General features: G+C 71.5%; 22 protein-coding genes. 11 read left to right on the top strand and 11 right to left on the bottom strand.

Annotation, left to right across the window (positions count from 1 at the left end):
• Nucleotides 1–180: transposase (locus IEZ27_RS54500; RefSeq protein ID WP_229824906.1), on the top strand; the 180-nt coding region annotated here is incomplete at its 5' end.
• 114 nt (nt 181–294) lie between these two features.
• On the opposite strand, the gene IEZ27_RS44720 is transcribed toward IEZ27_RS54500, so the two are convergent.
• From IEZ27_RS44720 to IEZ27_RS44710, 3 genes are read right to left on the bottom strand one after another with little or no spacing between them, the layout of a single operon-like run.
• On the bottom strand, nt 295–1782 hold the full coding sequence (locus IEZ27_RS44720; protein WP_189652806.1) for an AMP-binding protein: 1488 nt from the start codon (nt 1780–1782) through the stop codon (nt 295–297).
• Between the two features lie 2 nt (nt 1783–1784).
• Nucleotides 1785–2852: an LLM class flavin-dependent oxidoreductase gene (locus IEZ27_RS44715; RefSeq protein WP_189652805.1), complete on the bottom strand. Its 1068-nt coding sequence runs from the start codon at nt 2850–2852 to the stop codon at nt 1785–1787.
• 46 nt (nt 2853–2898) lie between these two features.
• Nucleotides 2899–4062: an MFS transporter gene (locus IEZ27_RS44710; RefSeq protein ID WP_229824905.1), complete on the bottom strand. Its 1164-nt coding sequence runs from the start codon at nt 4060–4062 to the stop codon at nt 2899–2901.
• Between the two features lie 73 nt (nt 4063–4135).
• Between IEZ27_RS44710 and IEZ27_RS44705 the strand changes: the two genes are divergently transcribed.
• A complete protein-coding gene (locus IEZ27_RS44705) occupies nt 4136–5137 on the top strand; it encodes an ROK family transcriptional regulator (RefSeq protein ID WP_229824904.1) in 1002 nt (333 codons plus the stop codon).
• 15 nt (nt 5138–5152) lie between these two features.
• Here IEZ27_RS44705 and IEZ27_RS44700 read toward each other — a convergent pair whose 3' ends face one another.
• Both IEZ27_RS44700 and IEZ27_RS44695 read right to left on the bottom strand, forming a co-directional pair.
• Nucleotides 5153–6586 (bottom strand): ATP-binding protein, encoded by a 1434-nt coding sequence (locus tag IEZ27_RS44700; protein WP_125647208.1) that lies wholly within the window; start codon nt 6584–6586, stop codon nt 5153–5155.
• The gene (locus IEZ27_RS44695; RefSeq protein WP_189652803.1) at nt 6583–8232 is read right to left on the bottom strand and encodes an FAD-dependent oxidoreductase; all 1650 of its coding nucleotides are present in this window, start codon (nt 8230–8232) and stop codon (nt 6583–6585) included. Before IEZ27_RS44695 ends, IEZ27_RS44700 begins: the two co-directional genes overlap by 4 nt.
• A gap of 84 nt (nt 8233–8316) precedes the next feature.
• On the opposite strand from IEZ27_RS44695, the gene IEZ27_RS44690 reads away from it, so the two are divergent.
• Nucleotides 8317–8889, top strand: coding sequence for a TetR/AcrR family transcriptional regulator (locus IEZ27_RS44690; RefSeq protein ID WP_189652802.1), 573 nt, complete (start codon nt 8317–8319; stop codon nt 8887–8889).
• Here IEZ27_RS44690 and IEZ27_RS44685 read toward each other — a convergent pair.
• Both IEZ27_RS44685 and IEZ27_RS44680 read right to left on the bottom strand, forming a co-directional pair.
• Nucleotides 8879–9640, bottom strand: a complete 762-nt coding sequence (locus IEZ27_RS44685; RefSeq protein WP_189652801.1) for an SDR family oxidoreductase — start codon at nt 9638–9640, stop codon at nt 8879–8881. The two genes, IEZ27_RS44690 and IEZ27_RS44685, sit on opposite strands and share 11 nt — an antisense overlap.
• A 24-nt stretch (nt 9641–9664) precedes the next feature.
• Nucleotides 9665–10522, bottom strand: a complete 858-nt coding sequence (locus IEZ27_RS44680; protein ID WP_229824903.1) for an RNA polymerase sigma-70 factor — start codon at nt 10520–10522, stop codon at nt 9665–9667.
• Between the two features lie 82 nt (nt 10523–10604).
• On the opposite strand from IEZ27_RS44680, the gene IEZ27_RS44675 reads away from it, so the two are divergent.
• Together IEZ27_RS44675 and IEZ27_RS44670 are read left to right on the top strand one after the other, a co-directional pair.
• Nucleotides 10605–11282: a ThuA domain-containing protein gene (locus IEZ27_RS44675; protein WP_189652800.1), complete on the top strand. Its 678-nt coding sequence runs from the start codon at nt 10605–10607 to the stop codon at nt 11280–11282.
• 53 nt (nt 11283–11335) lie between these two features.
• Nucleotides 11336–12223, top strand: coding sequence for a hypothetical protein (locus IEZ27_RS44670; protein WP_189652799.1), 888 nt, complete (start codon nt 11336–11338; stop codon nt 12221–12223).
• Nucleotides 12224–12226: 3 nt separating this feature from the next.
• Here the strand turns inward: IEZ27_RS44670 and IEZ27_RS44665 are convergent, their stop codons facing one another.
• The 3 genes from IEZ27_RS44665 to IEZ27_RS44655 form a co-directional block, all read right to left on the bottom strand.
• Entirely contained in the window at nt 12227–12850 is a 624-nt protein-coding gene (locus tag IEZ27_RS44665) for a MerR family transcriptional regulator (RefSeq protein WP_189652798.1), read from the bottom strand.
• 15 nt (nt 12851–12865) lie between these two features.
• The gene (locus tag IEZ27_RS44660; RefSeq protein ID WP_189652797.1) at nt 12866–13714 is read right to left on the bottom strand and encodes a LysR family transcriptional regulator; all 849 of its coding nucleotides are present in this window, start codon (nt 13712–13714) and stop codon (nt 12866–12868) included.
• A 93-nt stretch (nt 13715–13807) separates the two neighbouring features.
• Nucleotides 13808–14644 carry an alpha/beta fold hydrolase gene (locus tag IEZ27_RS44655; RefSeq protein ID WP_229824902.1) on the bottom strand — a complete coding sequence of 279 codons (837 nt, stop codon included), beginning with the start codon at nt 14642–14644 and terminating at the stop codon, nt 13808–13810.
• A 116-nt stretch (nt 14645–14760) separates the two neighbouring features.
• Here IEZ27_RS44655 and IEZ27_RS44650 point away from each other — a divergent pair, with 116 nt between their 5' ends.
• Complete coding sequence (locus IEZ27_RS44650) at nt 14761–15831, top strand: thiolase C-terminal domain-containing protein (protein WP_189652796.1); 1071 nt, start codon at nt 14761–14763, stop codon at nt 15829–15831.
• Here the strand turns inward: IEZ27_RS44650 and IEZ27_RS44645 are convergent.
• A complete protein-coding gene (locus IEZ27_RS44645) occupies nt 15821–16831 on the bottom strand; it encodes an N-acetylglucosamine kinase (protein WP_189652795.1) in 1011 nt (336 codons plus the stop codon). The two genes, IEZ27_RS44650 and IEZ27_RS44645, sit on opposite strands and share 11 nt — an antisense overlap.
• Before the next feature lie 79 nt (nt 16832–16910).
• Between IEZ27_RS44645 and IEZ27_RS44640 the strand changes: the two genes are divergently transcribed.
• From IEZ27_RS44640 to IEZ27_RS44620, 5 genes are read left to right on the top strand one after another with little or no spacing between them, the layout of a single operon-like run.
• Nucleotides 16911–17780 (top strand): MurR/RpiR family transcriptional regulator, encoded by an 870-nt coding sequence (locus tag IEZ27_RS44640; RefSeq protein ID WP_189652794.1) that lies wholly within the window; start codon nt 16911–16913, stop codon nt 17778–17780.
• The gene (locus IEZ27_RS44635; protein WP_189652793.1) at nt 17781–18515 is read left to right on the top strand and encodes a sugar isomerase domain-containing protein; all 735 of its coding nucleotides are present in this window, start codon (nt 17781–17783) and stop codon (nt 18513–18515) included.
• A gap of 17 nt (nt 18516–18532) precedes the next feature.
• Nucleotides 18533–19945, top strand: a complete 1413-nt coding sequence (gene ngcE, locus IEZ27_RS44630) for an N-acetylglucosamine/diacetylchitobiose ABC transporter substrate-binding protein (protein ID WP_189652792.1) — start codon at nt 18533–18535, stop codon at nt 19943–19945.
• On the top strand, nt 19945–20856 hold the full coding sequence (locus tag IEZ27_RS44625; RefSeq protein WP_189652791.1) for a carbohydrate ABC transporter permease: 912 nt from the start codon (nt 19945–19947) through the stop codon (nt 20854–20856). Before ngcE ends, IEZ27_RS44625 begins: the two co-directional genes overlap by 1 nt.
• Entirely contained in the window at nt 20857–21774 is a 918-nt protein-coding gene (locus tag IEZ27_RS44620) for a carbohydrate ABC transporter permease (RefSeq protein WP_189652790.1), read from the top strand.
• The last annotated feature ends 29 nt before the right edge of the window (nt 21775–21803 follow it).

The raw sequence follows: 21803 nt of genomic DNA, 5'->3' as shown, positions 1-21803 counted from the left end.
CTGGTCAACAGCCTCAAAGGTGTGTCCTCGCGGCGGATGCGACAGGAGTTCCCCGAACTGGCCGCCCACTACTACCGGGCGAACAAGCTGTGGTCGGGATCCTATTTCGCCGGTTCGGTGGGCGGCGCGCCGATCAGTGTCCTGCGCCAGTACATCGAGCAGCAGAACCGGCCCGTCTGAGCGGGTGGACGCCGGTCCGCCTGGCGGCGAATCGGCTGCTCGTGCCCCGCTACGCGGGACGGTCGGCTTCACCCCCGGGCTGAAGCCCGGAGCACTGCCGACAATTCTGGTAGCTCAGGCGCCCGGGTAGTTGCCGCCGCCGTACGCGGCGTCGAGGGCGTCGTAGTCGGGGGTGAAGCCCTGCTTCGGGATGGCGTCGGCGAACACCACCTCACGCGGCCTCTTGTACGCCGCCAGCTCCCCTCTGACGTGCGCGACCAGGTCCTCCGCCGAAGCGGCGGCGTCCGGCCTGAGCACCACCACGGCCTTGACCGCCTGGTGCCAGGAGGGGTCGGGCACGCCGATCACCGCCGCGTCCGCGACGGCCGGGTGGGTCTTGAGCGCCCGCTCGACCTCGGCGGGGTAGACGTTCTCGGCGCCCGACTTGATCATGCGGAGGCGGGGGCCGATGAAGGTGATGGTGCCGTCGGGTTCGCGGCGGCCGAGGTCGCCGGTGTGATGCCAGCCGTACCGCGACTTCACCTCATTTAAGTCGGGCCGGGCGAAATATCCGGAAAAGAGGGTCTTGCCCCTTGCGCAGATCTCGCCCACCTCGCCCGCCGGCACCTCCACGCCCTCCGGATCCAGGATGCGCACCTGGACCAGCGGCGACGGCCGTCCCGCGAACCCCGCCCCGCCCTCGGCCAGCCCGAGGAAGGTGAGCATGCCGCCCACCTCGGTCTGCCCGTACCCGCCCATCTTCGAGCGGCACCAGGGCGAGTCGTCCACGGTGATCATGTCGTCCCACTCGGCGGAGTGGGCGACGAAGCGCAGCGAGGACAGGTCGTACTTGCCGCCCGCGTTCGCCGCCGCGACCGCGTCGATCATCGGCCCGAACAGGAACGCCTGCGTCACCCGTTCGGCGTCGACCAGCCGGCAGACCTCCTCGGCGTCGAAGGCGGGCGTGAACACGTTCGTGCCGCCGATCTGGAGGGTGGCCAGGCAGAACATCATCGTCCCGACGTGGAAGAGCGGCCCGTCGTTGAGGAAGGTGAAGCCCGGTTCCATCTGCCGTACGACGAGCAGCGTGGCGCTGTGGGCGACCAGGGCCGCGCTGCTGAGCAGGGCGGCGCAGGGCCGGCCGGCGAAGGCGGCGGTGTAGAGCGCGAGCACCGGCTCGGCATCGTCCACCTGCGGGAACTCCCTCGGCGAGCCACCCGCGACCAGCTCCTCGTACGCGCCGCCCGCGCGGACCCACGTCGCCTCGTCCGCCAGTTCGGCGGCCTGGTCGGAGGGCTCCCAGACGACGACCCTGGGCGCCAGGTCGGACAGGACGAAGCGCAGCTCGTCCCGTGACTGCCGCCAGTTGGCCGGGCACAGGACCGCGCCCAGGCGGGAGCAGGCCAGCAGCAGCTCCAGCACCGCGTACGAGTTCTGGCCGAGCCACATCACCCGGTCACCGGCGGCCACCCCGCGTCCGGCCAGGGCGTCGGCCAGCCGCGTCACGCGGGCGTCGAGCTCGGGGTAGGTGAGCCGCACGTCCCCGTCCACCACGGCGGTGACCTGGGGGCGGCTGCGGGCGTGGTCGGCGAGGACGTCGGACAGGGTCAGGCTGTGGATCATCGTCATCCTCCTGCGGGGGCGAAGGCCGGCATGACCTCGGCGGCGAAGAAACGCATGACCTGCTTCATGTCCTCCAGCGGCATGGGCCTGGTGCTGCCGAAGTCGCACAGGAGATCGGTGAAGCCGGCGTCCCTGAGCAACGAGATCTGCTCGATGACCCGGGCGGGGTCGCCGATGACCTCCAGTTGCTCCCAGCGGAAGTCCGGCGAGACCGAGCCGCCCTTGAGGTAGCGGTCCTGGTAGTACTCGAAACCCTGGGCGGCCTTGCCGGTCCTCGGGTCGATGGGGGCGCTGCGCTCGTTGAAGATGCGCGAGCGGTCGAACGACGCCTCGAACCTGGCCTGGTCCTCGCGGGCCCGTTCCAGGGTGGGGGCGACGTACACGCTGCGGGCCACCACGAGGTCCGCGCCCGCCGGGTGGCCGGCCCGCGCGGCCGTCTCCCGCCAGGTCTCGGCCGCCTTGACGACCTTGCGGAACGTGGCCGCGGGATCGGCCAGGACGGGCAGGCCGCGCTCGGCGTACATGGTGACGGTCTCGGGGGAGACGGCGGCCACGTGCAGCGGCGGATGGGGGGTCTGGAGCGGGCGCGGCGCGAGCGAGACCTCCGCGCCGGTCCGGTAGAACTTCCCCTCATGCTGGTACGACTCCCGCGTCCACAGCCCGAGGATCACCTCCAGCGCCTCGTTGAACCGGTCCCGCGCCTCGGCCAGGTCGATGCCGAAGCCCTCGAACTCGTAGCTCTGGTAACCCCGGCCGATGCCCAGGTCGAGCCGCCCGCCGGAGAGCACGTCCACCTGCGCGGCCTCCTCGGCCACGTGGATCGGGTTGTGCAGCGGCAACACCACGATGCCGGTGCCGAGCCTGATCCGGGAGGTGCGGGCGGCGGCGTGGGCGAGCATGGTGAACAGGTTGGGCACGACGCCGTAGTCGCGGAAGTGGTGCTCGGCCAGCCGTACCCCGTTGAAGCCCAGCTCCTCGGCCAGCTCGATGAGCTCCAGATGGTAGTCGTAGACGTCCTTGAAGCTCTGCCCGTCGAAGCGGTGGAAGAGGTGGAAGGTCGAGAACTTCATGCGGCGGCCTCTCAGCTGATAAACCAAGCGCTCGCTTGGGAGCGTATCACGCCGGATGCCGCTCCAGGACCCTCTCGGGCGCGGTCTCGCGCTGCCGCAACACCGGCGCGAGCAGGGTGAGCGCCACCAGGATCCCCGTGATCAGCGCGAACGCCGCCGGGTACGACACGCTGTCGGCCACCCATCCGGTCACCGCCGGTGCGGTCAGCCCCGACAGGTACGTGATCGTCGCGACCCCCGCGACCCCCTCGCCCGGCGTACGCCCCGCCCGCCCCGCCGCCGCGAACACCAGCGGTACGATGATCGCCACTCCCAGCCCGACCAGCGCGAACCCGGTGATGCCCAGCGCCGGCGTACGGGCCAGGACCACCAGCACGCCGCCCGCGACCGCCACGAGCCCGCCGGTCCGCACCGCCCGCGCGGGACCGGTCACCCGTACCACCCGGTCGCCCGCGAGCCGGGCCCCGGCCATGCAGAGCATGAAGATCGTGTATCCGGCGGCGGCGACCCCGGGCCCGGCGTCGGCCACGTTGGTGAGGTAGACCGCCGCCCAGTTCGAGCTGGCCCCCTCGGCGAACGTGCCGCAGAAGCCGACCAGCCCGATGGCCAGGATGCCGCGCCCGGGCAGCGCGAACCGGCGCGGCGCGGGCGCGTCGGCGGCCTGCGGGCCGTCGGGCAGCAGGCCGCGCCCGGCGATCGCGCCCAGGACCATCAGCGTGGCCGCGACGGCCCCGAGGTGCAGGCGGGCGTCGACGCCCGCCTGCGCGGCCAGGGTGCCGAGGCCGCCCGCCGCCAGGCTCCCGACGGCCCACATGCCGTGCAGGCCGGAGATGATCGGCTTGTTCAGGTGTCGTTCGAGCGTGACGCCGTGGGCGTTCATGACGACGTCGCACATGCCCGCCGTCGCGCCGTACAGCAGGAAGGTGGCGAACAGCCACACGGGGGCGGGGGCGAGCGCGGGCAGGGCGAGGCCGGCGCACCACAACGCGAGCAGCAGGCGCGTGCTGGCCCGGCTGCCGTACCGGTGGGCCAGCCGGCTGGCCAGCGGCATCCCGACGAACGCCCCGATCGACGGGCAGAGCAGCGCGAACCCGAGCAGGCCCGCGCTGAGGTGGACGTGCTCCTGGATCCACGGGATCCGGGTGGCCAGGCTGCCGGCGACGGCGCCGTGCGCGGCGAAGACGGCCGCGATGGCGCGGTGATGATTCATGAGCGGGAAACTATCAGGCAACCTTCCTGATGAAAAGACCTATCAGGGAGGCTTCCTGACTATTATGGGCGGCGTGAAGACCGCGACCCCGTCCATGGCCCGTGCGATCAACGATCGGCTCGCCCTCGACCTGCTGCTGGAGCACGGTCCGCTGACCGCCCCGCAGTTGCGCGAGCTGACCGGCCTGTCCCGGCCCACCGTCTCCGACCTGATCGAACGGCTCAAGGGCGGCGGCCTCATCGAGGAGGCAGGCGAATGCGGCGAGGACCGCCGCGGCCCCAACGCCCGCCTCTACGCGCTGGTCGCCGGCCGGGCCCACGTGGCCGGGGTCGACCTGCGGCGCACCGCGATCCACGTCACGGTCGCCGACCTGACCGGCCGCGTGGTCGGCTCGGCTGTCCGCGAGATCGCCGGCGACCTGGTCGGCCTGATCGAGGCGGCGGTCGCCGAGGCCGCCGCGGGCCGCCCGCTCGACAACGTGGTCATCGGCGCGCCCGGCCTGGTCAAGCCCAAGGACGGCGAGCTGACGGTGGCCAACGACGTGCCCGGGTGGCGGCCCGGCCTGGTGAGCGCCGTACGCGAGCGGCTGGGCGTGCCGGTCGTCCTGGAGAACGAGGTCAATCTGGCCGCCGTGGCCGAACTGCGTACCGGCGCGGCCCAGGGCAGCGACGACTTCGTACTGCTCTGGCTGGACGACGGCCTCGGCGCCGCGGTCGTCCTCGGCGGACGGCTGCGCCGCGGCGCGTCCGGCGGGGCGGGGGAGATCGGCTTCCTGGAGGTGGAGGGCACGGCGCTCTGCCTGCTGCTCCAGGCCGAGACCCGGCGCGAGGAGTGGGTGCGCCGGGTCGCCAAGGGCGCCTTCGCCTTCGTCACCCTGCTCGACCCCGGCCTGGTGGTGCTCGGCGGGGCCGTGGGCCACGAGGGCGGCGACGAACTGGCCGAGCAGGTCGCCGCCCGGCTGCGGGACCTGTCGCCCGCGCCCACCGAGGTCAGGGCCACCCGGGTCGAGGGCAACGCGGTGTTGCAGGGAGCCGTGCTGACGGCACTCGACGCGGCGCGGGACCACGTCTGGTGACCCGCGCCGCGGGGCTCACTGCTGTGCGACCGGCTCGCGCAGCGGGAGGCGTACCTCGAACCACGTCTCGCCCGGCACCGAACGCACCTTGATCTCGCCGCCGTGCCGTCCGGCCACGATGCGGTAGGAGATGTCCAGGCCGAGGCCGGTGCCCTCACCGACGCTCTTGGTGGTGAAGAACGGCTCGAAGATCCGGTCCTTGATCGCGTCGGGCACGCCGGGGCCGGTGTCGCCGATCTCGATGATGGCCTCGTCCTCGTCGTGGGCCGTGCGTACGGTCAGGGTGCCCTCGTCGCCCATGGCGTCGAGCGCGTTGTGGATGAGGTTCGTCCACACCTGGTTGAGCTCGCCGGCGTAGCAGGGGATGAGCGGCAGCGTGCGGTCGTAGTCGGTGACCACGCTGACGCCCGGCGCGATCTTGCCGCGGAAGATGGCGATCGTGCTGTCGAGCAGGTCGTGCACGTCGATCATCTGGAACGGCGCGCGGTCCATCTGCGAGTACTGCTTGGCCGAGCGGATCAGCGAAGTGATGCGCTCGGTGGCCTCGGTGACCTCGTTCAGCATCTGCGAGATCTCGATGGCCTCGGCCAGCCAGTGGAGCGCGGCCGGGGTGTGCTCCTCGCCCACCTTGCCGCGGATCTTCTGCAGGTACTCGGCGCTGAACCCGGCGTTGACCAGCGCGGGGGCCAGCTCCCACGCGTCCTCGACGCCGACCTCCTCAAGCGCGTCGCCCAGCTCGTCCTCGGCGTCGGAGATCTCCAGCGGCGAGCGCTGCGGCTGGTTGCCCAGGTTGCTCGTGCACGCCTCCTGCGCCTCGATCAGCGTGCGCAGCTTCTCCGGCGGGATGCCGTCCTCGGCGAGCTGGGCGAGCTGGATGCGGGACGCCTTGATCAGCGAGCGCAGCTCGCTCACCGCGCGCACGGCCGCCGCGGCCGGGTTGTTGAGCTCGTGCGTGAGCCCGGCCGTGATCGTGCCGAGCGCGGTCAGCCGCTGCCGCCGGTCGATGATCTCCCGCTGCATGCGCCCGCCCGACATCATGCCGTCGAGCAGGTGCATCGCCATCGGGAACCACTCGGCCACGATGTAGGCGAACTTCTTGGCCGGCAGCAGGAAGATCCGCGAGGGCGCGGTCGCGCGCAACGTGTGCTGGTACGTCTCCGGCGCCCGGTCGCCCAGGTACGCCGAGGTGGCGCCGCCGTAGACGCCCGGCTGGGAGGCGCGCGGCATGGCGACGGTGCCGGCGCTGACCGTCTCGTTGATCATCTGCACCTCGCCCTCCAGCAGCACGGCGAAGCACTCGGCCGGCTCGCCCTGCCGGACGATGTCCTCGTCCTGGGCGAAGGCGCGTACCCGGCCGCTGGTGGCGAGTTTGGTGAGCTGCTCGTCGGTCAGCCGCTCGAACAGGAAGAGCTTGCGTAGTTCGTCGATGTCGACGGCGGTCTCGGTCATTGCTTCTCCAGGTAACGATGCACCAGCGCGACGGCCATCGCGCCCTCACCGACGGCCGAGGCCACCCTCTTGATCGACTCGGCCCGTACGTCTCCGGCGGCCATCACGCCCGGCACGTTGGTCTCCAGGTAGTAGGGCTCGCGGCGCAGCGTCCAGTTGCGCGGCCGCCGCCCGCCCTGCACCAGGTCGGGCCCGGTCAGCACGAACCCCTTCGCGTCCCGCTCGATCGTCTCGCCCAGCCACGACGTGTACGGCTCGGCCCCGATGAACACGAACAGGTACTGGGCGTCGACCGTGCGCTCCTCGCCCTTGGTCGACAACGTGATGCGTTCGAGGTGGCTGTCACCGGCGCCGGCGACGACCTCGGTCAGGAGGTGGACCTCGATGTTGCCGAGCGCGTGGATCTGCTCGATGAGGTAGTGGGACATGGACTTCTCCAAACCATCACTCCTCACCAACAAATGGACCTTGCTCGCGAATCCCGCCAGGTAGACGGCCGCCTGCCCCGCCGAATTGGCCGCGCCGACGATGTAGACCTCGTTGTCCTTGCACGCGGGCGCCTCGGTCAGCGCGGCGCCGTAGAAGACGCCCCTGCCGACGAACTCGTCGAGGCCGGGCGCCTCCAGCCGGCGGTAGGTGACGCCGGTGGCCAGGATGACCGCGTGGGCGGCGATCTCCCCGCCGTCCTTGAACCCGATCACCCGCGCCTGGCCGCGCGGCTCCAGATGGGTGACCTTGCGCGCGCTCAGCAGCTCGGCCCCGAACTTCAGCGCCTGCCGGCGGGCCCGGTCGGCGAGCTGCTGCCCGGACACGCCGTCGGGGAAGCCCAGGTAGTTCTCGATCCTGGAGCTCTGGCCGGCCTGGCCGCCCGAGGCGTGCGCCTCGACCAGCACCGTCTTCAGGCCCTCCGAGGCGCCGTAGACCGCCGCGCCGAGGCCCGCGGGCCCGCCGCCGACCACGATCAGGTCGTAGAAGTCGGTGGCCGGCGTGGTGGACAGGCCGACGGCCGTGGCCAGCGTGGCGTGGTCGGGGGACTCCAGCGTGGTGCCGTCCTCGGTGACGACCAGCGGCAGGTGACAACCCTCGCCCGCGGCCTTCACCAGCTGCGCGCCCTCGGGGTCCTCGGCCAGCATCCACTGGTACGGCACATGGTTGCGGGCCAGGAAGTCACGTACCTGGTAGGAACGCGCCGACCACCGGTCGCCCACCACGCGCAACTCAGGACGAGCCGTACGGTCGGTCCGCATCCAGGCGTCGAGCTGGCCGTCGATCACCGGGTAGAACTTCTCGTCCGGCGGGTCCCACGGCTTGAGCAGATAGTGGTCGAGGTCGACCACGTTGATCGCCTGGATCGCGGCGTCGGTGTCGGCATAGGCGGTCAGCAACACCCGGCGCGCGTACGGATACATGTCCATGGCGGCCTCCAGGAACTGCACGCCGTTCATCTGGGGCATCCGGTAGTCGGCCAGGATCGCCGCCACCTCGTCCCCGCGCAGCCGCATCTCCTTGACCGCCTCGATGCCGTCGTGGGCCGTCTCGGCGCGGACAATCCTGTACTCCTGGCCGTACCGGCGCCGGAGGTCACGGGCCACCGCCCGGGACACCCCCGGATCGTCGTCGACCGTCACGATGACCGGCTTGTCCATTCCCCTACCTTCTCCCCAATGGTCCCTAAGGGAAGGATGTCATGCACGCACGGGTGTGGAAGCACTCGCTCATATCATGGTCCGATGAGCACCCGCGAGCGCATCGTCGACGCCGCCGAGCAGGCCATTCGCGAGTTCGGCATCTCCGGCGCGACAACCAAGCGCATCGCACGGGCGGCCGGCTGCTCCGAGGCCCTGCTCTACAAGCACTTCGACGGCAAGGAAGCCCTCTTCCTCGCGGTGCTGCTCGAACGTATGCCCGCGCTCGCCCCCGCGCTGGCCCGGCTGCGGCTGGCCGCCGGTCAGGGCGACCTGGCGGCCGACCTGACCCGGTTCGTCCTGGCCGCGCTGGAGTTCTACACCAGGGCCGCCACGATCGCCTCCGGCATGCTGGCCGACCCCTCGCTGCTGGCCAGGTTCAGGCACATGCTGGCCACCACGAACACCGGCCCCCACATGCCGATCCTGTCGCTGGCCGAGATCCTGGCCGCCGAGCGGCGCGCGGGCCGCACCGACCCGGGCCTCGATCCCGGCGCGGCGGCCTCCCTGCTGATGGGCGCCTGCTACCACCGGGCCAACCTGTCCTACTTCGTCGACCCGCCCGACAAGGACGAGGACTGGGCGGCCGGCGTCGTCGCCGCCGTGCTCAGGCGATGACCCGGCTGTGGCCGCCGTCGACCAGCATCGAGACCCCGTTCACGTACGAGGCCCGCTCGCTGGCCAGGAACGCGATCACGTCCCCGACCTCCTCGGCCTGACCGACGCGCCCGACGGGCACGGCCCGGCCGCGCGCCGCCACGACGTCGTCGCCGCCGGACATCCCGCGCAGTCGCTCGGTGTCGATCGGCCCCGGCAGCACGTTGTTGACCAGCACGCCGTCGCCGCCCACCTCGCGGGCCAGCGTGCGCACGATCCCGGCGACGGCCGGGCGCATGGCGTTGGACAGCGCGAGCCCGTCGATCGCCTCGCGGACCGACGAGCTGGTGACGGTGACGACCCGGCCCCAGCCGCGTGAGCGCATCTCGGGCAGCACCGCCTGGATCAGCCGGACCGTGCCGAGCAGGTTGCGCTGCACCGCGACGTCCCAGTCCTTGAGGTCGACCTCGTCGGAGCGGCCCGTGGGAGGGCCGCCCGCGTTGGCCACCAGGATGTCGACCGGGCCGAGCACGTCGCGGGTCTCCTCGACCACGCGCTGAGCCGCGGTCGGGTCCTCCACGTCGGCCAGTACGGCGTGCACCACGCCGCCGAACTGCTGCAGCTCCACCACGGCGTCCGCGAGCCGTTCGGGGTCGCGGGCGCTGACGCACACGTCGCAGCCCTCGCGCGCGAGGCTCTTGGCGGCGGCCAGGCCGATGCCCGCGCTGCCACCGGTGACCAGGGCGACCTTGCCCGAGATGCCGAGATCCATAAGGCGACTATAGTGACGGGCCGATCAACTCGGCCGCACCCGGGCCAGCTTGTCCGGATTGGACAAGCCGTAGAGCTCCTGGATCCGGCCGTCGCGCACGTCGAGGGCGATGAGCTGGTCGTGGCCCCCCACGCGCGTCCACAGCGCCGGACGGCCGTTGACCTCGACGAGGCGCGCCTGGCTGAAGTCGTAGCGGGAGATCAGGCCGCCGATGAAGCCGCTCACCTTGCGCCGGCCGAAGATCGGGCGCAGGGCGGCCCTGACCTTGCCGCCGCCGTCGTTCCACAGGACGACGTCCTCGTGCAGCAGGTCGGTCAGCGCGTCGAGGTCGCCGCCGCCCGCCGCCTCCATGAACTTCGTCAGCAGCCTGGTGTGGTCCTCGTTCGTCGGGCTGAACCTGTCGCGGCCCTGCGACAGCCGGGTCGAGGCCCGGTGGTGCATCTGCCGGGCGTTGGCCACCGACGAGCCGACGATCTCGGCGATCTGGTCGTACGGCAGCTCGAACGCCTCCCTGAGCACGAACACCGCCCGCTCGGGCGGCGACAGCCGCTCCATCATGTGCAGGGTCGCGTACGACATGGTGTCGCGCAGCTCGGCCGTGTCCAGCGGCCCCGCGTCGCCCGTCGCGACCGGCTCGGGCAACCACGGCCCGGTGTACGCCTCCCGCCTGACCCGGGCCGAGCGGAGCTGGTCGAGGGCCAGGCGCGAGACCACGGTCAGCAGGAACGCCCGCGGCTCCCTGACCGCGCTGCGGTCCGTGCCCTCCCACCGCAGCCACGCCTCCTGAACGACGTCCTCGGCGTCCCACATGCTGCCGAGCAGGCGGTAGGCCAGGCCCAGCAACATCGGCCGATATTCCTCGAAGTCCACGTCCGGCATCATGCCTCCTCAGCCGGGGGGCCCGCGTGCCGGGGTCGCCGGTCGGCGCTTGGCAATGTCATGGGAGGCGTGATGAGCTGGAGGCGTGGCGAGAAATCTGATCCTGTCAGGAGGACTCTTCCACGACTTCGCCGCCACGTCGGCCGTGCTCGCCGACGTGCTGGCCGAGGTGGGCGTCGAGTCCGAGATCACCGAGGACATCGCGGGCGCGCTGGGCGAGGCGCCGGAGGTGCAGCTCATCACCGTCAACGCGCTGCGCTGGCAGATGGGCCAGGACCGCTTCGCCGGTCTGCGCGACGGGCGGCGCTTCGAGCTGCCCGCACAGGCCCGCACCACGCTCCTCGACCACCTCGACCGGGGTGGCGGCCTGCTGTGCATGCACACGGCCGCCATCTGCTTCGACGACTGGCAGGGCTGGCCGCGCGTCCTCGGCGGGCGCTGGAGCTGGCTCAAGTCCTCCCATCCGCCCCTCGGCTGGACCGGCGTGCGGGTGCACGGCGACGCGCACCCGATCGTGGAGGGCCTGCGCGACTTCGACGTGGTGGACGAGGTCTACAGCGACCTCGACGTGCTGCCGGACGTACGGCCGCTGGCCTCCTCCCACGGCCAGCCGCTCGTCTGGGCGCGTCCGGTGCGCCGCGGCCGGGTGGTCTACGACGCGCTGGGGCACGACACCAGGTCCTATGACAACGAGATCCATCGCACGCTGCTCCAGCGGGCCGCGTTGTGGCTGCTGAAACGGCCGGTGGGCGTCACCGGCTGAGGGCGTCCGATCCGTACAAGACCTGACGGCCGCCGTCCGGGCACGATGGCCACATGAACGTGAACCTTCAGGCGGTCGCCGGCTTCATGGCCACGCACGCCCGGATCCTGGACCGGCGCCGCTTCCACCTGCTCCTGGGGGAGACCGGCCCGGCCCCGGTGCTCGACGCCCTCGACGCCTACCGCAACCCCGACGGCGGTTACGGCTGGGGCCTGGAGCCCGACCTGCGCGCGCCGGAGAGCCAGCCGGGCGCGGCGCTGCACGCCTTCGAGGTGCTGGAGGAGATCGCCCCCGAGACCGCGCCGCAGGCCGTCGCGCTGTGCGACTGGTTGGAGTCGGTCACGCTGCCCGACGGCGGGTTGCCGTTCGCGCTGCCGCTCTCCCTGGCCGACGGCACCGCGCCCTGGTGGGCGGGCGCGGCCACGACCACCTCGTCCCTCCAGATCACGGCCATCTCCGCGGCGGCGGCCCTCGGCGTGGCCGCCCACGACCCGGCCGTGGCCGCGCACCCGTGGCTGGAGCGGGCCACCCGTTACTGCCTCGACGCGATCGAAGCGCTGGAGGAACGGCCGCACGCGTACGTGCTCTCCTTCGCCGTGCGCTTCCTGGACGCCGTCCACGACACGCACCCCGAGGCCGCCGGGCTGCTCAGGCGGCTGGCGGCCGACATCCCGGACGACGGGCGGGTACCCGTGGAGGGCGGCACCGAGGAGGAGCGGCTGCACCCCCTCGACTTCGCGCCGTACCCGGGGCGGCCGGCGCGTGAGCTGTTCGCGCCCGAGGTGATCGCCGCGGACCTCGAACGGCTGGCCGGGACGCAGCAGGACGACGGCGGCTGGGTCGTGGACTACGCCCGGATCTCGCCCGCCGGCGCGCTCGAATGGCGGGGGGCGGCCACCGTGCGGGCGGTCCAGATCCTGCGCGGGAACGGCCTGCTCTGACCGCTAGCGCGGCCCCAGCCGGCGGGCCGACTCCGACTCCTGGGCCATCCGGCGCAGCGTGTCGAACGCCTTGCCGTACAACACCGTGCCGAGCACCAGGGCCTCCACCGCCGCGTCGCGCGGCCCGTCGAAGGGGATGGTGTCCATCTCGACCTCGGTCACCAGCTTCCCGACGGCCTCGACGTACGGCGCGAGGTCCACGTGCAGGCCGAGCTGGCGCATCCGGACCAGCGTCTGGGCCAGTTCGTCGCGGGTGGGGGCGTCCTCGGCGACGGTCCAGCCGAGCTCGCCGAGCAGGTGGTCCACCTCGGCCCGCGCGGTCCGCCACTCCTCGTCCTGCTCGGGCTCGACGACCGGGCCGAGCGCGTAGTGCGCGATCCCCAGCATGTGGTGCATGGGGAGCGTCTCGTCCTCGACGGCGGCGATGACCGTCTTGATGGCGGCCACGGGGAGCCTGCCCACCTCCAGGAGGGCCCGGATCAGGCGGAGCCTGCGCAGGTGGGAGTCGTCGTACTCGGCGCGGGTCGCGGCGGTCTGCTCGCCTTGGTGCAGCATGCCCTCACGGAGGTAGTACTTGATCGTGGGGATGGCGACACCCGAACGGGCGCTCAGTTCTGAGATGCGCATCGATAGATAATAGCGCTATCCAGAGCGGGCGACATGGCGGGCCGCGCTCACCACCTCCTGGACGTCGGCCTGCCGGTTCCAGAGGAAGACCACCTCCAGCGGCGGCACGTCCTCCTTGATCGGCACGAACGCGAGCTCGTCCGGGACGGTGATGCCCTCGTGCACGCACAGGGTGTAGCCGACTCCCGCGCCCACCATGTCGATGACCAGGTCATGGGTGGCGGCGGCCGGGCCGAGCCGGGGATGCAGGCGATGCCGGACGAACCCCTCCAGGAACCGCCGGGCCCCGGCGACCGCGTCGGACTCCGGCATGATCAGCGGCTCGGCCGCCAGGTCCGCCAGCGACAACGTCTCGTGCGCGGCCAGGGGGTGGTCGCGGGGGAGCAACGCGCGTACGGGGAAGCGGTGGACGAGCATGCGGGCCACGCCCCTGGGCAGCGAGCCGGGAGCGTAGCCGAGGCCGGCCTGGAGCGTGCCGTCGGCGATGGAGATCATCTGCTCGGCCGTGCTCATCGGCGCGATCCGCACCGGCACGTTCTGGAGCTGGCACAGCAGGCGGGCGGCCACGTCGGCCAGCCCGTCGGCCACGCCCAGCCGGGCCGTGCGTCCCTTGCTCCTGGCGGCGGTCACGGCCCGCTCGTACGCGTCGAGCGCGACCGTGGCACGGGCCAGGAACGCCTCGCCGGCCTCGGTGAGGCGTACGCCGCTGGACGAGCGGCTGAACAGCTCGACGCCGACCTCCTTCTCCAGCGCCCTGAGCTGTTCCGACAGCGTGGGCTGCGCGATGTGCAGCGCGGCCGCGGCCCGGCGCAGGCTGCCGGCGCGCGCGATCGCCATCGCGTACCTGACGTAGCGTAGATCCATCTCTCACCTCGGGGTGATGATGATGGGCTATCGGATGAGCGCATCTCCGTATTACAAGACGGGACAGCCTCCGTGAAGACATCGAGTCACGGTTTATGCCTTCTCGCTGGTCAGGACTTCGCGCAGGCGGGCGGAAAAGCCCTTCGGCCGCAGAACGCCGCCGTTGTGGCCACCCGGAAACCCGGCGTACGGAACCCCCAGCTCCGCCGCCAGCAGCACCCCGCAACGGTACGGCATGATCGGCCCGCTGTTCACCCCCACGGCGGGCACGACGCGGCCGGCGGCGGACCTGAGCGCGTCCAGGTCCAGCCGGTGGCGGCGCACGGCGGGGGCGTCGTGGGTCAGGAAGAACTCCAGGTTGGCCTGCCGCTCCCGGCTCGGACGGGGCAGGACGACGTCCTCCTCGCGGTCGGCGGGGTCGATGCCCGCGACGACCAGGAACTTGGCCAGCGCGGCGAACGTCCCCTCCGCCGCGAACGTCTCCTCCACCTCGCGCTGCGCCGCGTCGGCCGCCGCCCGTTCGGCCTCGGGGAGCACCTGGACGGCGGGCGGCTCGTGGGCGACCAGCAGGCGTACCTGGCCGGGGTGGCGGGCGAGGTGTTCCAGGGCGATCAGCGCGCCGATGCTGCTGCCGTAGACGCGGGCGGGCTCGGTGGTTAGCGCGGCCAGCAGGTGGTGGACGTCCTCGGCGTGGGTGGCGAGGGTGATCGGCTGCGCGGGGTCGTCGATCGTGCTGGCGGACAGGCCGCGCCGGTCGTAGGTGAGCACGGTGTAGCGGTCGGCCAGCCCGTCGGCGAGGGCCGCGTTCGCCCGCGCGTCGCCGTCGCCGCCCGCGACGACCAGCAGGAGCGGGCCGGTGCCGCGCAGCTCGTAGTGGAGGCGGGCGCCGGGGACCTTCAGCATGCTCGTCCTCGATTCCGTCGGGATCACGACGCGGCACGATATCGGAGCCCGGGGCCCTCGGCGTGGTTCGCCAAGCAAGCGCTTGTCTTTCGGTGGTTCGCCGGGTTACCGTGATCGCCGACCGGACCTGGAAGGGGGCGGGCATGCAGTCCTTCGCCGGGTGCGCGGCCGTGGCCGGGATCGGGATGACCACCCTGAGCAGGCGGTCGGGGCGTACCGAGCTGGAGCTGGCGGCGCAGGCGTGCCGGGCCGCGTGCGCGGACGCGGGCATCGCGCCGGGCGAGGTGGACGGGCTGCTCAGCTACCACATGAACGACTCGGCGCCGGTCGTCCAGGTCGCCCGCGCGCTGGGCGTCGAGCGGCTGCGCTGGCACAACGACATCGCCGGCGGCGGGACGCAGGCGGCGTCCGTGCTAGGGGACGCGGCGATGCTGGTCCACGCCGGCCTGGCCCGCAACGTCCTGGTCTTCCGGGCGCTCAACGGGCGTTCCGGCACGCGCATGAACACCGCCTCCACCGGCCCCCTGGAACACCACACCTACGGCCTGGCCGGCCCGATCCCGCTGTTCGCCATGGCCGCCACCCGCTACCTGCACGACACCGGCCTGACCGCCGAACACCTGCACGCCGTGGTCGCCCAGTCCAGGTCGAACGCCGCGACCAACCCCCGGGCCCTGCGCCGCGAGCCGCTGGAACTGGCCGCCTACCTGGACAAACCGTACGTCTGCACGCCTCTGCGTACCGCCGACTGCTGCCAGGAGACCGACGGCGCGTGCGCGCTGGTGGTGAGCGGCGTCCTGGACGGGCCACGCATCCGGGCGGTCGTCCGCGGGGGCGGGCCGGGGTGCTCGTCGATGGACCGCTCGCCCGACGTGACCGCGGTCTTCTCGGCGTACGTCGCGCCCATGTTGTGGGCGGCCTCCGGCATGCGGCCCTCGGACGTCGAGGCGGCGCTGCTCTACGACGCCTACTCGTGGCTGGTGCCCAGGCAACTGGAGGACTTCGGGCTGGCGGCGCGGGCGGACCTGGGGGCGTACCTGCTGGAACGGCGGCACGCCTGGGTCAACCCGCACGGCGGCCTGCTGTCCGAGGGGTACGTGCACGGGCTCAACAACGTGGCCCAGGCGGTGCGGGAACTGCGTGCCGGGCGGGAGACGGCCCTGGTGACGGGCTTCGGCGGCAGCTACGGCAGCGCGGCCCTGCTCACCCGGTGAGCCCTCCCGAAGGGCCGTCCGTGAACGCTGAAGGGCTCTCGGTGAACGCCGAAGGGCTCTCGGTGAAGGCGGCGTGCGAGGCCCGGCCGTCGTCGCCGGGCAGCGCCTCCCTGGCCGCCAGCCAGGCTGCCGCGCCCGCCGCGTCGCGGGCCGTCGTCACGCGCTCGCCGGCCAGCCGCGTCAGCACGGCCCGGCGCACCGGCCCCTCGCTGGTCAGCACGCTGCCGGCCAGCACGACGTCCCCCGCGACGTGCACCCGGCGCAGGGTGGCCACCAGGCGGTCGGCGGCCTCGTCCGCGACCTTGAGCGCCATCGGGTCGCCGGCCTCGGCCGCCTCGCTGACCAGGGCGGACAGGGCGGCGAGCCGCATGTGATCGGCCTGCGCCAGGCGTACGAGCCGGTCGGCGACCGCGCGCGGCGACCCGGGCCGCTCCTCGCCCAGGAAGTGCTCCACCACGAGCGCGGTCAGGCTTCCCGGCGCGTACGTCGCGCCCTGGTCGAGGGAGGCGACCACGGCCTTGGCGGCGGCGCGGCCGATCCAGAAGCCCGAGCCCTCGTCGCCCAGCAGCCAGCCCAGCCCGTCGGCGATCGTGTGGATGCGGTGGCCGGTGACCCTGGCCGCGACCGCGCCGGTGCCCGACAGCAGCAGCGAGCCGTCGGGCTCGGGCGTGCCGGCGGCGTACGCCACGGCCACGTCGCGTTCGATGCGGGGCCCGTCCTGGACGCCGTGCGCGGCCCACACCCGGGCCAGCTCGGGGACCAGCGTCTCGACCTGGCCCGCGACCCCGGCCAGCGAGGCCACGACCTGGCCGCCGTCATATGACCCCAGCGCGTGGCCGAGCGCCGTCCCGATCGCCGCGACGGCCTTGTCCAGACCGTGGGCCGAGGGATTCCCCGCACCGGCCCGCGCGTAGCCCACCCGGGTCCCGTCGAGGGTGTGGACGGACACGCGGGTCGAGGTGGCACCCGCGTCTACACCGACCACCAGCGATTTCGTCACGGTCAAATTCTGGGGGTTGACGCGACCGAGAAGCAAGAATAATTTTCGCCAGAAGGCCGGGTATTCGGAAGGAATATTCGTGACTTCAGGAGCGCTCGGGCGCGTCGAAACGGAACTGCCCGGTTTGCCGGAGGCGTTGCGCAGGGTCGGCGAGGTGATCCTCGGTGACCCCGCCGAGGCCGCGCGGTCGACCATCATCGCGCTGGCCGAGCGGGCGGGCAGCTCGCCCGCCACCGTGACCAGGTTCTGCCGGGCCTTCGGCTTCTCCGGCTACGCCGAGCTGCGGGTCGCCCTCGCCACGGAGACCGGCAGGGCCGCGCAGGCCGGCTGGGGCGCGGGCGTCGGCCACGAGATCGGCCCGGACGACCCGCTCGACTCGGCCATCGAGGTGATGGCCGCCGCCGACGCCAGGCTCATCCAGGACACCGCCGCACAGCTCGACCTCGCGGTCGTCGCCCAGGTCGCCGACGCCATCGTCAGAGCCCGCCGGGTGCTCCTGATAGGCGTCTCCACCAGCGGGAACGTAGCCACCATGCTCGAAGGCAGGCTGCGCCGCATCGGCGTACCCGGCTGGAGCGCGGGCGACGCGCACGTGGCCCTGTCGGAGGCGGCGCTGCTCGGCGCGGACGACATCGCCATCGGCATCAGCCATCGGGGCCGTACCCGCGAGGTCATGGAGGCGCTGGCCGAGGCGGGCAGCCACGGCGCCACCACGGTCGCGGTCACCTCCTTCGCCCGCTCGCCGCTGGCCGAGCTGGCCGACCTGGTGCTGACGACGGCCAGCAGGGAGACCACGTTCAGGCTGGGCGGGCTGGCGGCCGTGCACTCGCAGCTCTTCGTGCTCGACGCCGTCTACGTGGCCGTCGCGCAGCGCACCTACGAGCGCACCAACGAGGCGTTCGAGCTCACGATCAGCGCCGTGGAGAGCCACCGGGTGGAAAGAGGCTGAATGACGTACGCAACCAAGGTGCTCGCGCTCGCCGCGCAGGTCGCCGAGAGCCAGGCCGGGCCGGTGCGCCGGGCCGCCGCGCTGATCGTGGCCGCGCTGCGGGCCGGCGGGGTGGTCAACGCGTTCGGGTCGGGGCACTCCGAGGCCATCGCCATGGAGATCGCCGGGCGGGCCGGCGGCCTCGTGCCCAGCAACCGCCTCTCGCCGCGCGACCTCGTCCTGTTCGGCGGCCGGCCGCCGAGCGTGCTCACCCCCGAGCTCGAACGCGACCCGGCCGTCGCCCACGAGATCTACGACCTGGCCCCCGTCGAGCCGCAGGACGTGTTCGTCCTGGTCTCCAGCTCGGGCGTGAACGGCACGGTCGTCGAGCTGGCCAGGCTGGTCAAGGAGCGCGGCCACCCGCTCGTCGCGATCACGTCGGTCGCGCACAGCACCCGCATGACCTCGCGCCACCCCTCGGGCGACAAGCTCATGGACCTGGCCGACGTCGTGCTCGACAACGGCTCCCCGTACGGGGACGCCGTCCTCGACCTGCCGGACGGCGGCACGTACGGCGCGGTCTCCACGGTCACCTCGGCGCTGCTCGCGCAGATGGTGGTCACCGAGGCGGTGGAGGAGCTCGTCGCCCTGGGCGAGCGGCCCCCCATCTACCTGTCGGTCAACGTGACCGGCGGCGACGAGCACAACAAGGCACTGGAGAGCCGCTACGCAGGGCGCATCCGACGAGGATCATGAAAATTTAGGAGCCATCAATGCCTGACACCCCCCATATCAGCCGGCGTGAACTCCTGCGCGGGGCGGCCCTCGTGCCCGTGGCCGGGGCGCTGGCCGCCTGTGCCACCCCCGTCGCCAAGCCCACGGCCACCGCGTCCTCCGCGCCGGTGGCGACCAGCGCGGCCAACCCGTTCGGCGTCGCGGACGGCAAGCCGCTGGAGGTGTGGATCTTCGACGGCGGGTTCGGCCAGGACTACGCCAAGACCATCCACGAGCCCCTGTTCACGACGAAGTACCCGAAGAGCGAGATCAAGCACAACGCGACCAAGGAGATCACCAAGGTCCTCCAGCCGCGCTTCGCCGGCGGCAACCCGCCCGAGGTGATCGACAACTCCGGCGCCAACTTCATGGACTTCGGCGCCCTGTCCCAGGACGGCCAGCTCCAGGACCTCACCGCGCTGCTCGACGCGCCGAGCTGGGACGACCCCGCCGTCAAGGTCAGGGACACGATCGACCCGTCGGTCATCGAGATCGGCACCTACGACGGCAAGTTCAGCGTGCTGGGTTACGTGAACTACATCCACGGCATCTGGTACTCACAGAAGGTGTTCAGGGAGAACGGCTGGGAGATCCCCAAGACCTGGGACGAGTTCACCAAGCTCTGCGAGACGATCAAGAAGTCCGGCAAGATGGCGCCCTTCACGTACGCGGGCAAGTTCCCGCAGTACCTGTACGAGCCGCTGCTGACCATGGCCGCCAAGATCGGCGGCAACGAGGTGCTGGTCAACATCGACAACCTGGAGGACGGCGCCTGGACCACCGAGGCCATGAAGACGGCCGCCACGGCCTGGGCCGAGGTGGGCGCCAAGTACCTCATGGAGGGCACGACCGGCCTCGACCACGTGCAGACCCAGACGGCCCAGAACAAGTACAAGGTGGCCATGCTGCCGTCCGGGTCGTGGCTGGAGAACGAGCAGAAGAGCACCACCCCGCCCGACTTCGAGTACGGCATGTTCCCGATCCCCGACGTCACCGGCTCGGACAAGATGCCGTACGGCACCCTGCACACCCAGCCCGGCGAGAACTTCATGGTCTCGGCCAAGAGCCCCAACCCGCAGGCGGGCATCGAGTACCTGCGCGGCATGTTGTCGAAGAAGGCGGCCGGCGACTTCAGCGAGATGGTCAAGACGGTGACCGCGGTCAAGGGCGCGACCGAGGGCCGTACGATCTCGCCCGGCGTCACCAGCGCCTCCAAGGCCGTCGCCGACGCGGGCGCCAACACCCTCTACTACCGCTGGAACACCTGGTACGGCCAGCTCAAGGACGAGGGCATCGCGGCCACCGGCGAGCTGATGTCCGGCGGCCTGACCCCGGAGAAGTACCTGGAGCGCCTGCAGAAGAAGGCCGACGAGATCAAGAACGACTCCTCCATCAAGAAGTACAAGCGCTGATGTTGTTCAACAGGTATCGCCGCGGGCTGTTCATCACCGCGTTCCTGGCAGCCCCGGTGATCCTCTACCTCGTCTACGTCATCTCGCCGCTGCTCCAGGCGTTCCGGATCGCGATGACCGACTGGCGCGGTGTGACGGCGACGCCCGGCTTCGTCGGGCTGGACAACTTCGTCCGGCTGTTCAAGGACGGCATCTTCTGGAAGGCCGTCACCCACAACGGCCTGCTGCTCGTCCTGCTGCCGCTGCTCACGATCGTGATCGCGCTGTTCTTCGCCTTCCTGCTCAACGTGGGCGGGCGCAAGGGCTCCTCGGGCATCGCGGGCTCGAAGTTCTACCGTGTGGTGTTCTTCTTCCCGCAGGTCCTGGCCGTGGCCGTGGTGGGGGTGCTGTTCCAGCAGGTGTTCCGGCCCGACGGCAGCGGCATGCTGAACGGGCCGCTGATCGCGCTCGGCGCCAAGCCGGTCGGCTTCCTGTCGGACCCGGACGTCGCCTTCTGGTCGGTGCTCGGCGTACTGGTCTGGCAGGCGGTCGGCTTCTACGTCGTGCTGTTCTCGGCGGGGCTGGCCTCCATCCCGCGTGACATGTTCGAGGCGGCGCAGATCGACGGTGCGAGCCGGTTCAGCCTGTTCTTCCGCATCACGCTGCCGCTGCTGTGGGACACGATCCAGGTGGCCTGGGTCTACCTCGGCATCCTGGCGCTCGACGCGTTCGCGATCGTGTGGGTGATGACCGACCAGCACGGCGGACCCGACTGGTCGACCACCGTCATGGCCGCCGAGATCTACCGCAACGCCTTCCAGTACTTCCGCTTCGGGTACGCCTCGGCGCTGGGCGTCATGATGTTCTTCTTCACCGTCGGCTTCGCCATCCTCTCGCTGCGCCTGTCGCGCCGCGAACGAATCGAGTACTAGATGACAACGACGACCTCGTGGACGGTGGCGAACTCCCGCAAACTGGCCCGCCAGGAGCGCCGGCGGCGGCTCGGGCCGATGGCCGCGCTGTCCCACGTCGCGCTCCTGGTGTGGACGGTGCTCGTGGTGGTGCCGATCCTGTGGACCTTCCTGGCCTCGGTGAAGAGCGAGGACGAGATCTTCGGCGAGGCGTGGGGCCTGCCGGCCAAGCTCAACTGGGACAACTTCGCCCGGGCCTGGGAACAGGCGCACATCGGGCAGTACATGCTCAACAGCGTCATCGTGGTCGCCTTCAGCGTGTCCGGGACGATGCTGCTCGGCTCGATGGCCGCGTACGTGCTGGCGCGTTATCCCTTCCGCGCCAACCGGCCGATCTACTTCCTGTTCGTGTCCGGGCTGGCCTTCCCCGTCTACCTGAAGCTGACGCCGCTGTTCTTCGTCGTGCAGAACATGGGGGCCGTGCCGCTGGTGGGGCCGTACATCGGGTTGAACACGCACGCGGGGCTGGTGCTGGTCTACATCGCGTACTCGATGCCGTTCACGGTGTTCTTCCTGACCGCGTTCTTCCGTACGCTGCCGACGGCGGTGGGGGAGGCGGCCATGGTGGACGGCGCGTCGCACACCCGGGTCTTCTTCCAGATCATGTTGCCGATGGCCAAGCCGGGCATCATCAGCATCACGATCTTCAACGTGCTCGGGCAGTGGAACCAGTACCAGCTTCCGCTGGTGTTGCTCCAGGATCGAGACAAATGGGTGCTCACTCAGGGGATCGCGGACATTTCCACGGCTGCAGGGTACGACCAGGACTGGTCGGCCCTGTTCGCCGCGCTCACCCTGGCCATTTTGCCGATGCTGGTCGTCTACACGGTCTTCCAACGCCAGATCCAGTCCGGCCTGACCTCCGGAGCCCTCAAGTAGGGGGACTCTGGGGCCAAGGGTCTTCGCCG

Source organism: Nonomuraea spiralis, assembly GCF_014648435.1.
Taxonomy (GTDB): domain Bacteria; phylum Actinomycetota; class Actinomycetes; order Streptosporangiales; family Streptosporangiaceae; genus Nonomuraea; species Nonomuraea spiralis.
The sequence above is the reverse complement of the archived record's forward strand: the minus strand, read 5'-3'. Positions and strand labels throughout refer to the sequence as shown.

What these genes read in the sequence shown, in the direction of transcription:
- IEZ27_RS44700 (WP_125647208.1), bottom strand. Translation starts at nt 6,586, where the DNA reads ATGACCGAGACCGCCGTCGACATCGACGAACTACGCAAGCTCTTCCTG.
- IEZ27_RS44635 (WP_189652793.1), top strand. Translation starts at nt 17,781, where the DNA reads ATGACGTACGCAACCAAGGTGCTCGCGCTCGCCGCGCAGGTCGCCGAG.
- IEZ27_RS44710 (WP_229824905.1), bottom strand. Translation starts at nt 4,062, where the DNA reads ATGAATCATCACCGCGCCATCGCGGCCGTCTTCGCCGCGCACGGCGCC.
- IEZ27_RS44660 (WP_189652797.1), bottom strand. Translation starts at nt 13,714, where the DNA reads ATGGATCTACGCTACGTCAGGTACGCGATGGCGATCGCGCGCGCCGGC.
- IEZ27_RS44690 (WP_189652802.1), top strand. Translation starts at nt 8,317, where the DNA reads ATGAGCACCCGCGAGCGCATCGTCGACGCCGCCGAGCAGGCCATTCGC.
- IEZ27_RS44685 (WP_189652801.1), bottom strand. Translation starts at nt 9,640, where the DNA reads ATGGATCTCGGCATCTCGGGCAAGGTCGCCCTGGTCACCGGTGGCAGC.
- IEZ27_RS44670 (WP_189652799.1), top strand. Translation starts at nt 11,336, where the DNA reads ATGAACGTGAACCTTCAGGCGGTCGCCGGCTTCATGGCCACGCACGCC.
- ngcE (WP_189652792.1), top strand. Translation starts at nt 18,533, where the DNA reads ATGCCTGACACCCCCCATATCAGCCGGCGTGAACTCCTGCGCGGGGCG.
- IEZ27_RS44715 (WP_189652805.1), bottom strand. Translation starts at nt 2,852, where the DNA reads ATGAAGTTCTCGACCTTCCACCTCTTCCACCGCTTCGACGGGCAGAGC.
- IEZ27_RS44650 (WP_189652796.1), top strand. Translation starts at nt 14,761, where the DNA reads ATGCAGTCCTTCGCCGGGTGCGCGGCCGTGGCCGGGATCGGGATGACC.
- IEZ27_RS44665 (WP_189652798.1), bottom strand. Translation starts at nt 12,850, where the DNA reads ATGCGCATCTCAGAACTGAGCGCCCGTTCGGGTGTCGCCATCCCCACG.
- IEZ27_RS44625 (WP_189652791.1), top strand. Translation starts at nt 19,945, where the DNA reads ATGTTGTTCAACAGGTATCGCCGCGGGCTGTTCATCACCGCGTTCCTG.
- IEZ27_RS44620 (WP_189652790.1), top strand. Translation starts at nt 20,857, where the DNA reads ATGACAACGACGACCTCGTGGACGGTGGCGAACTCCCGCAAACTGGCC.
- IEZ27_RS44695 (WP_189652803.1), bottom strand. Translation starts at nt 8,232, where the DNA reads ATGGACAAGCCGGTCATCGTGACGGTCGACGACGATCCGGGGGTGTCC.
- IEZ27_RS44720 (WP_189652806.1), bottom strand. Translation starts at nt 1,782, where the DNA reads ATGATCCACAGCCTGACCCTGTCCGACGTCCTCGCCGACCACGCCCGC.
- IEZ27_RS44680 (WP_229824903.1), bottom strand. Translation starts at nt 10,522, where the DNA reads ATGATGCCGGACGTGGACTTCGAGGAATATCGGCCGATGTTGCTGGGC.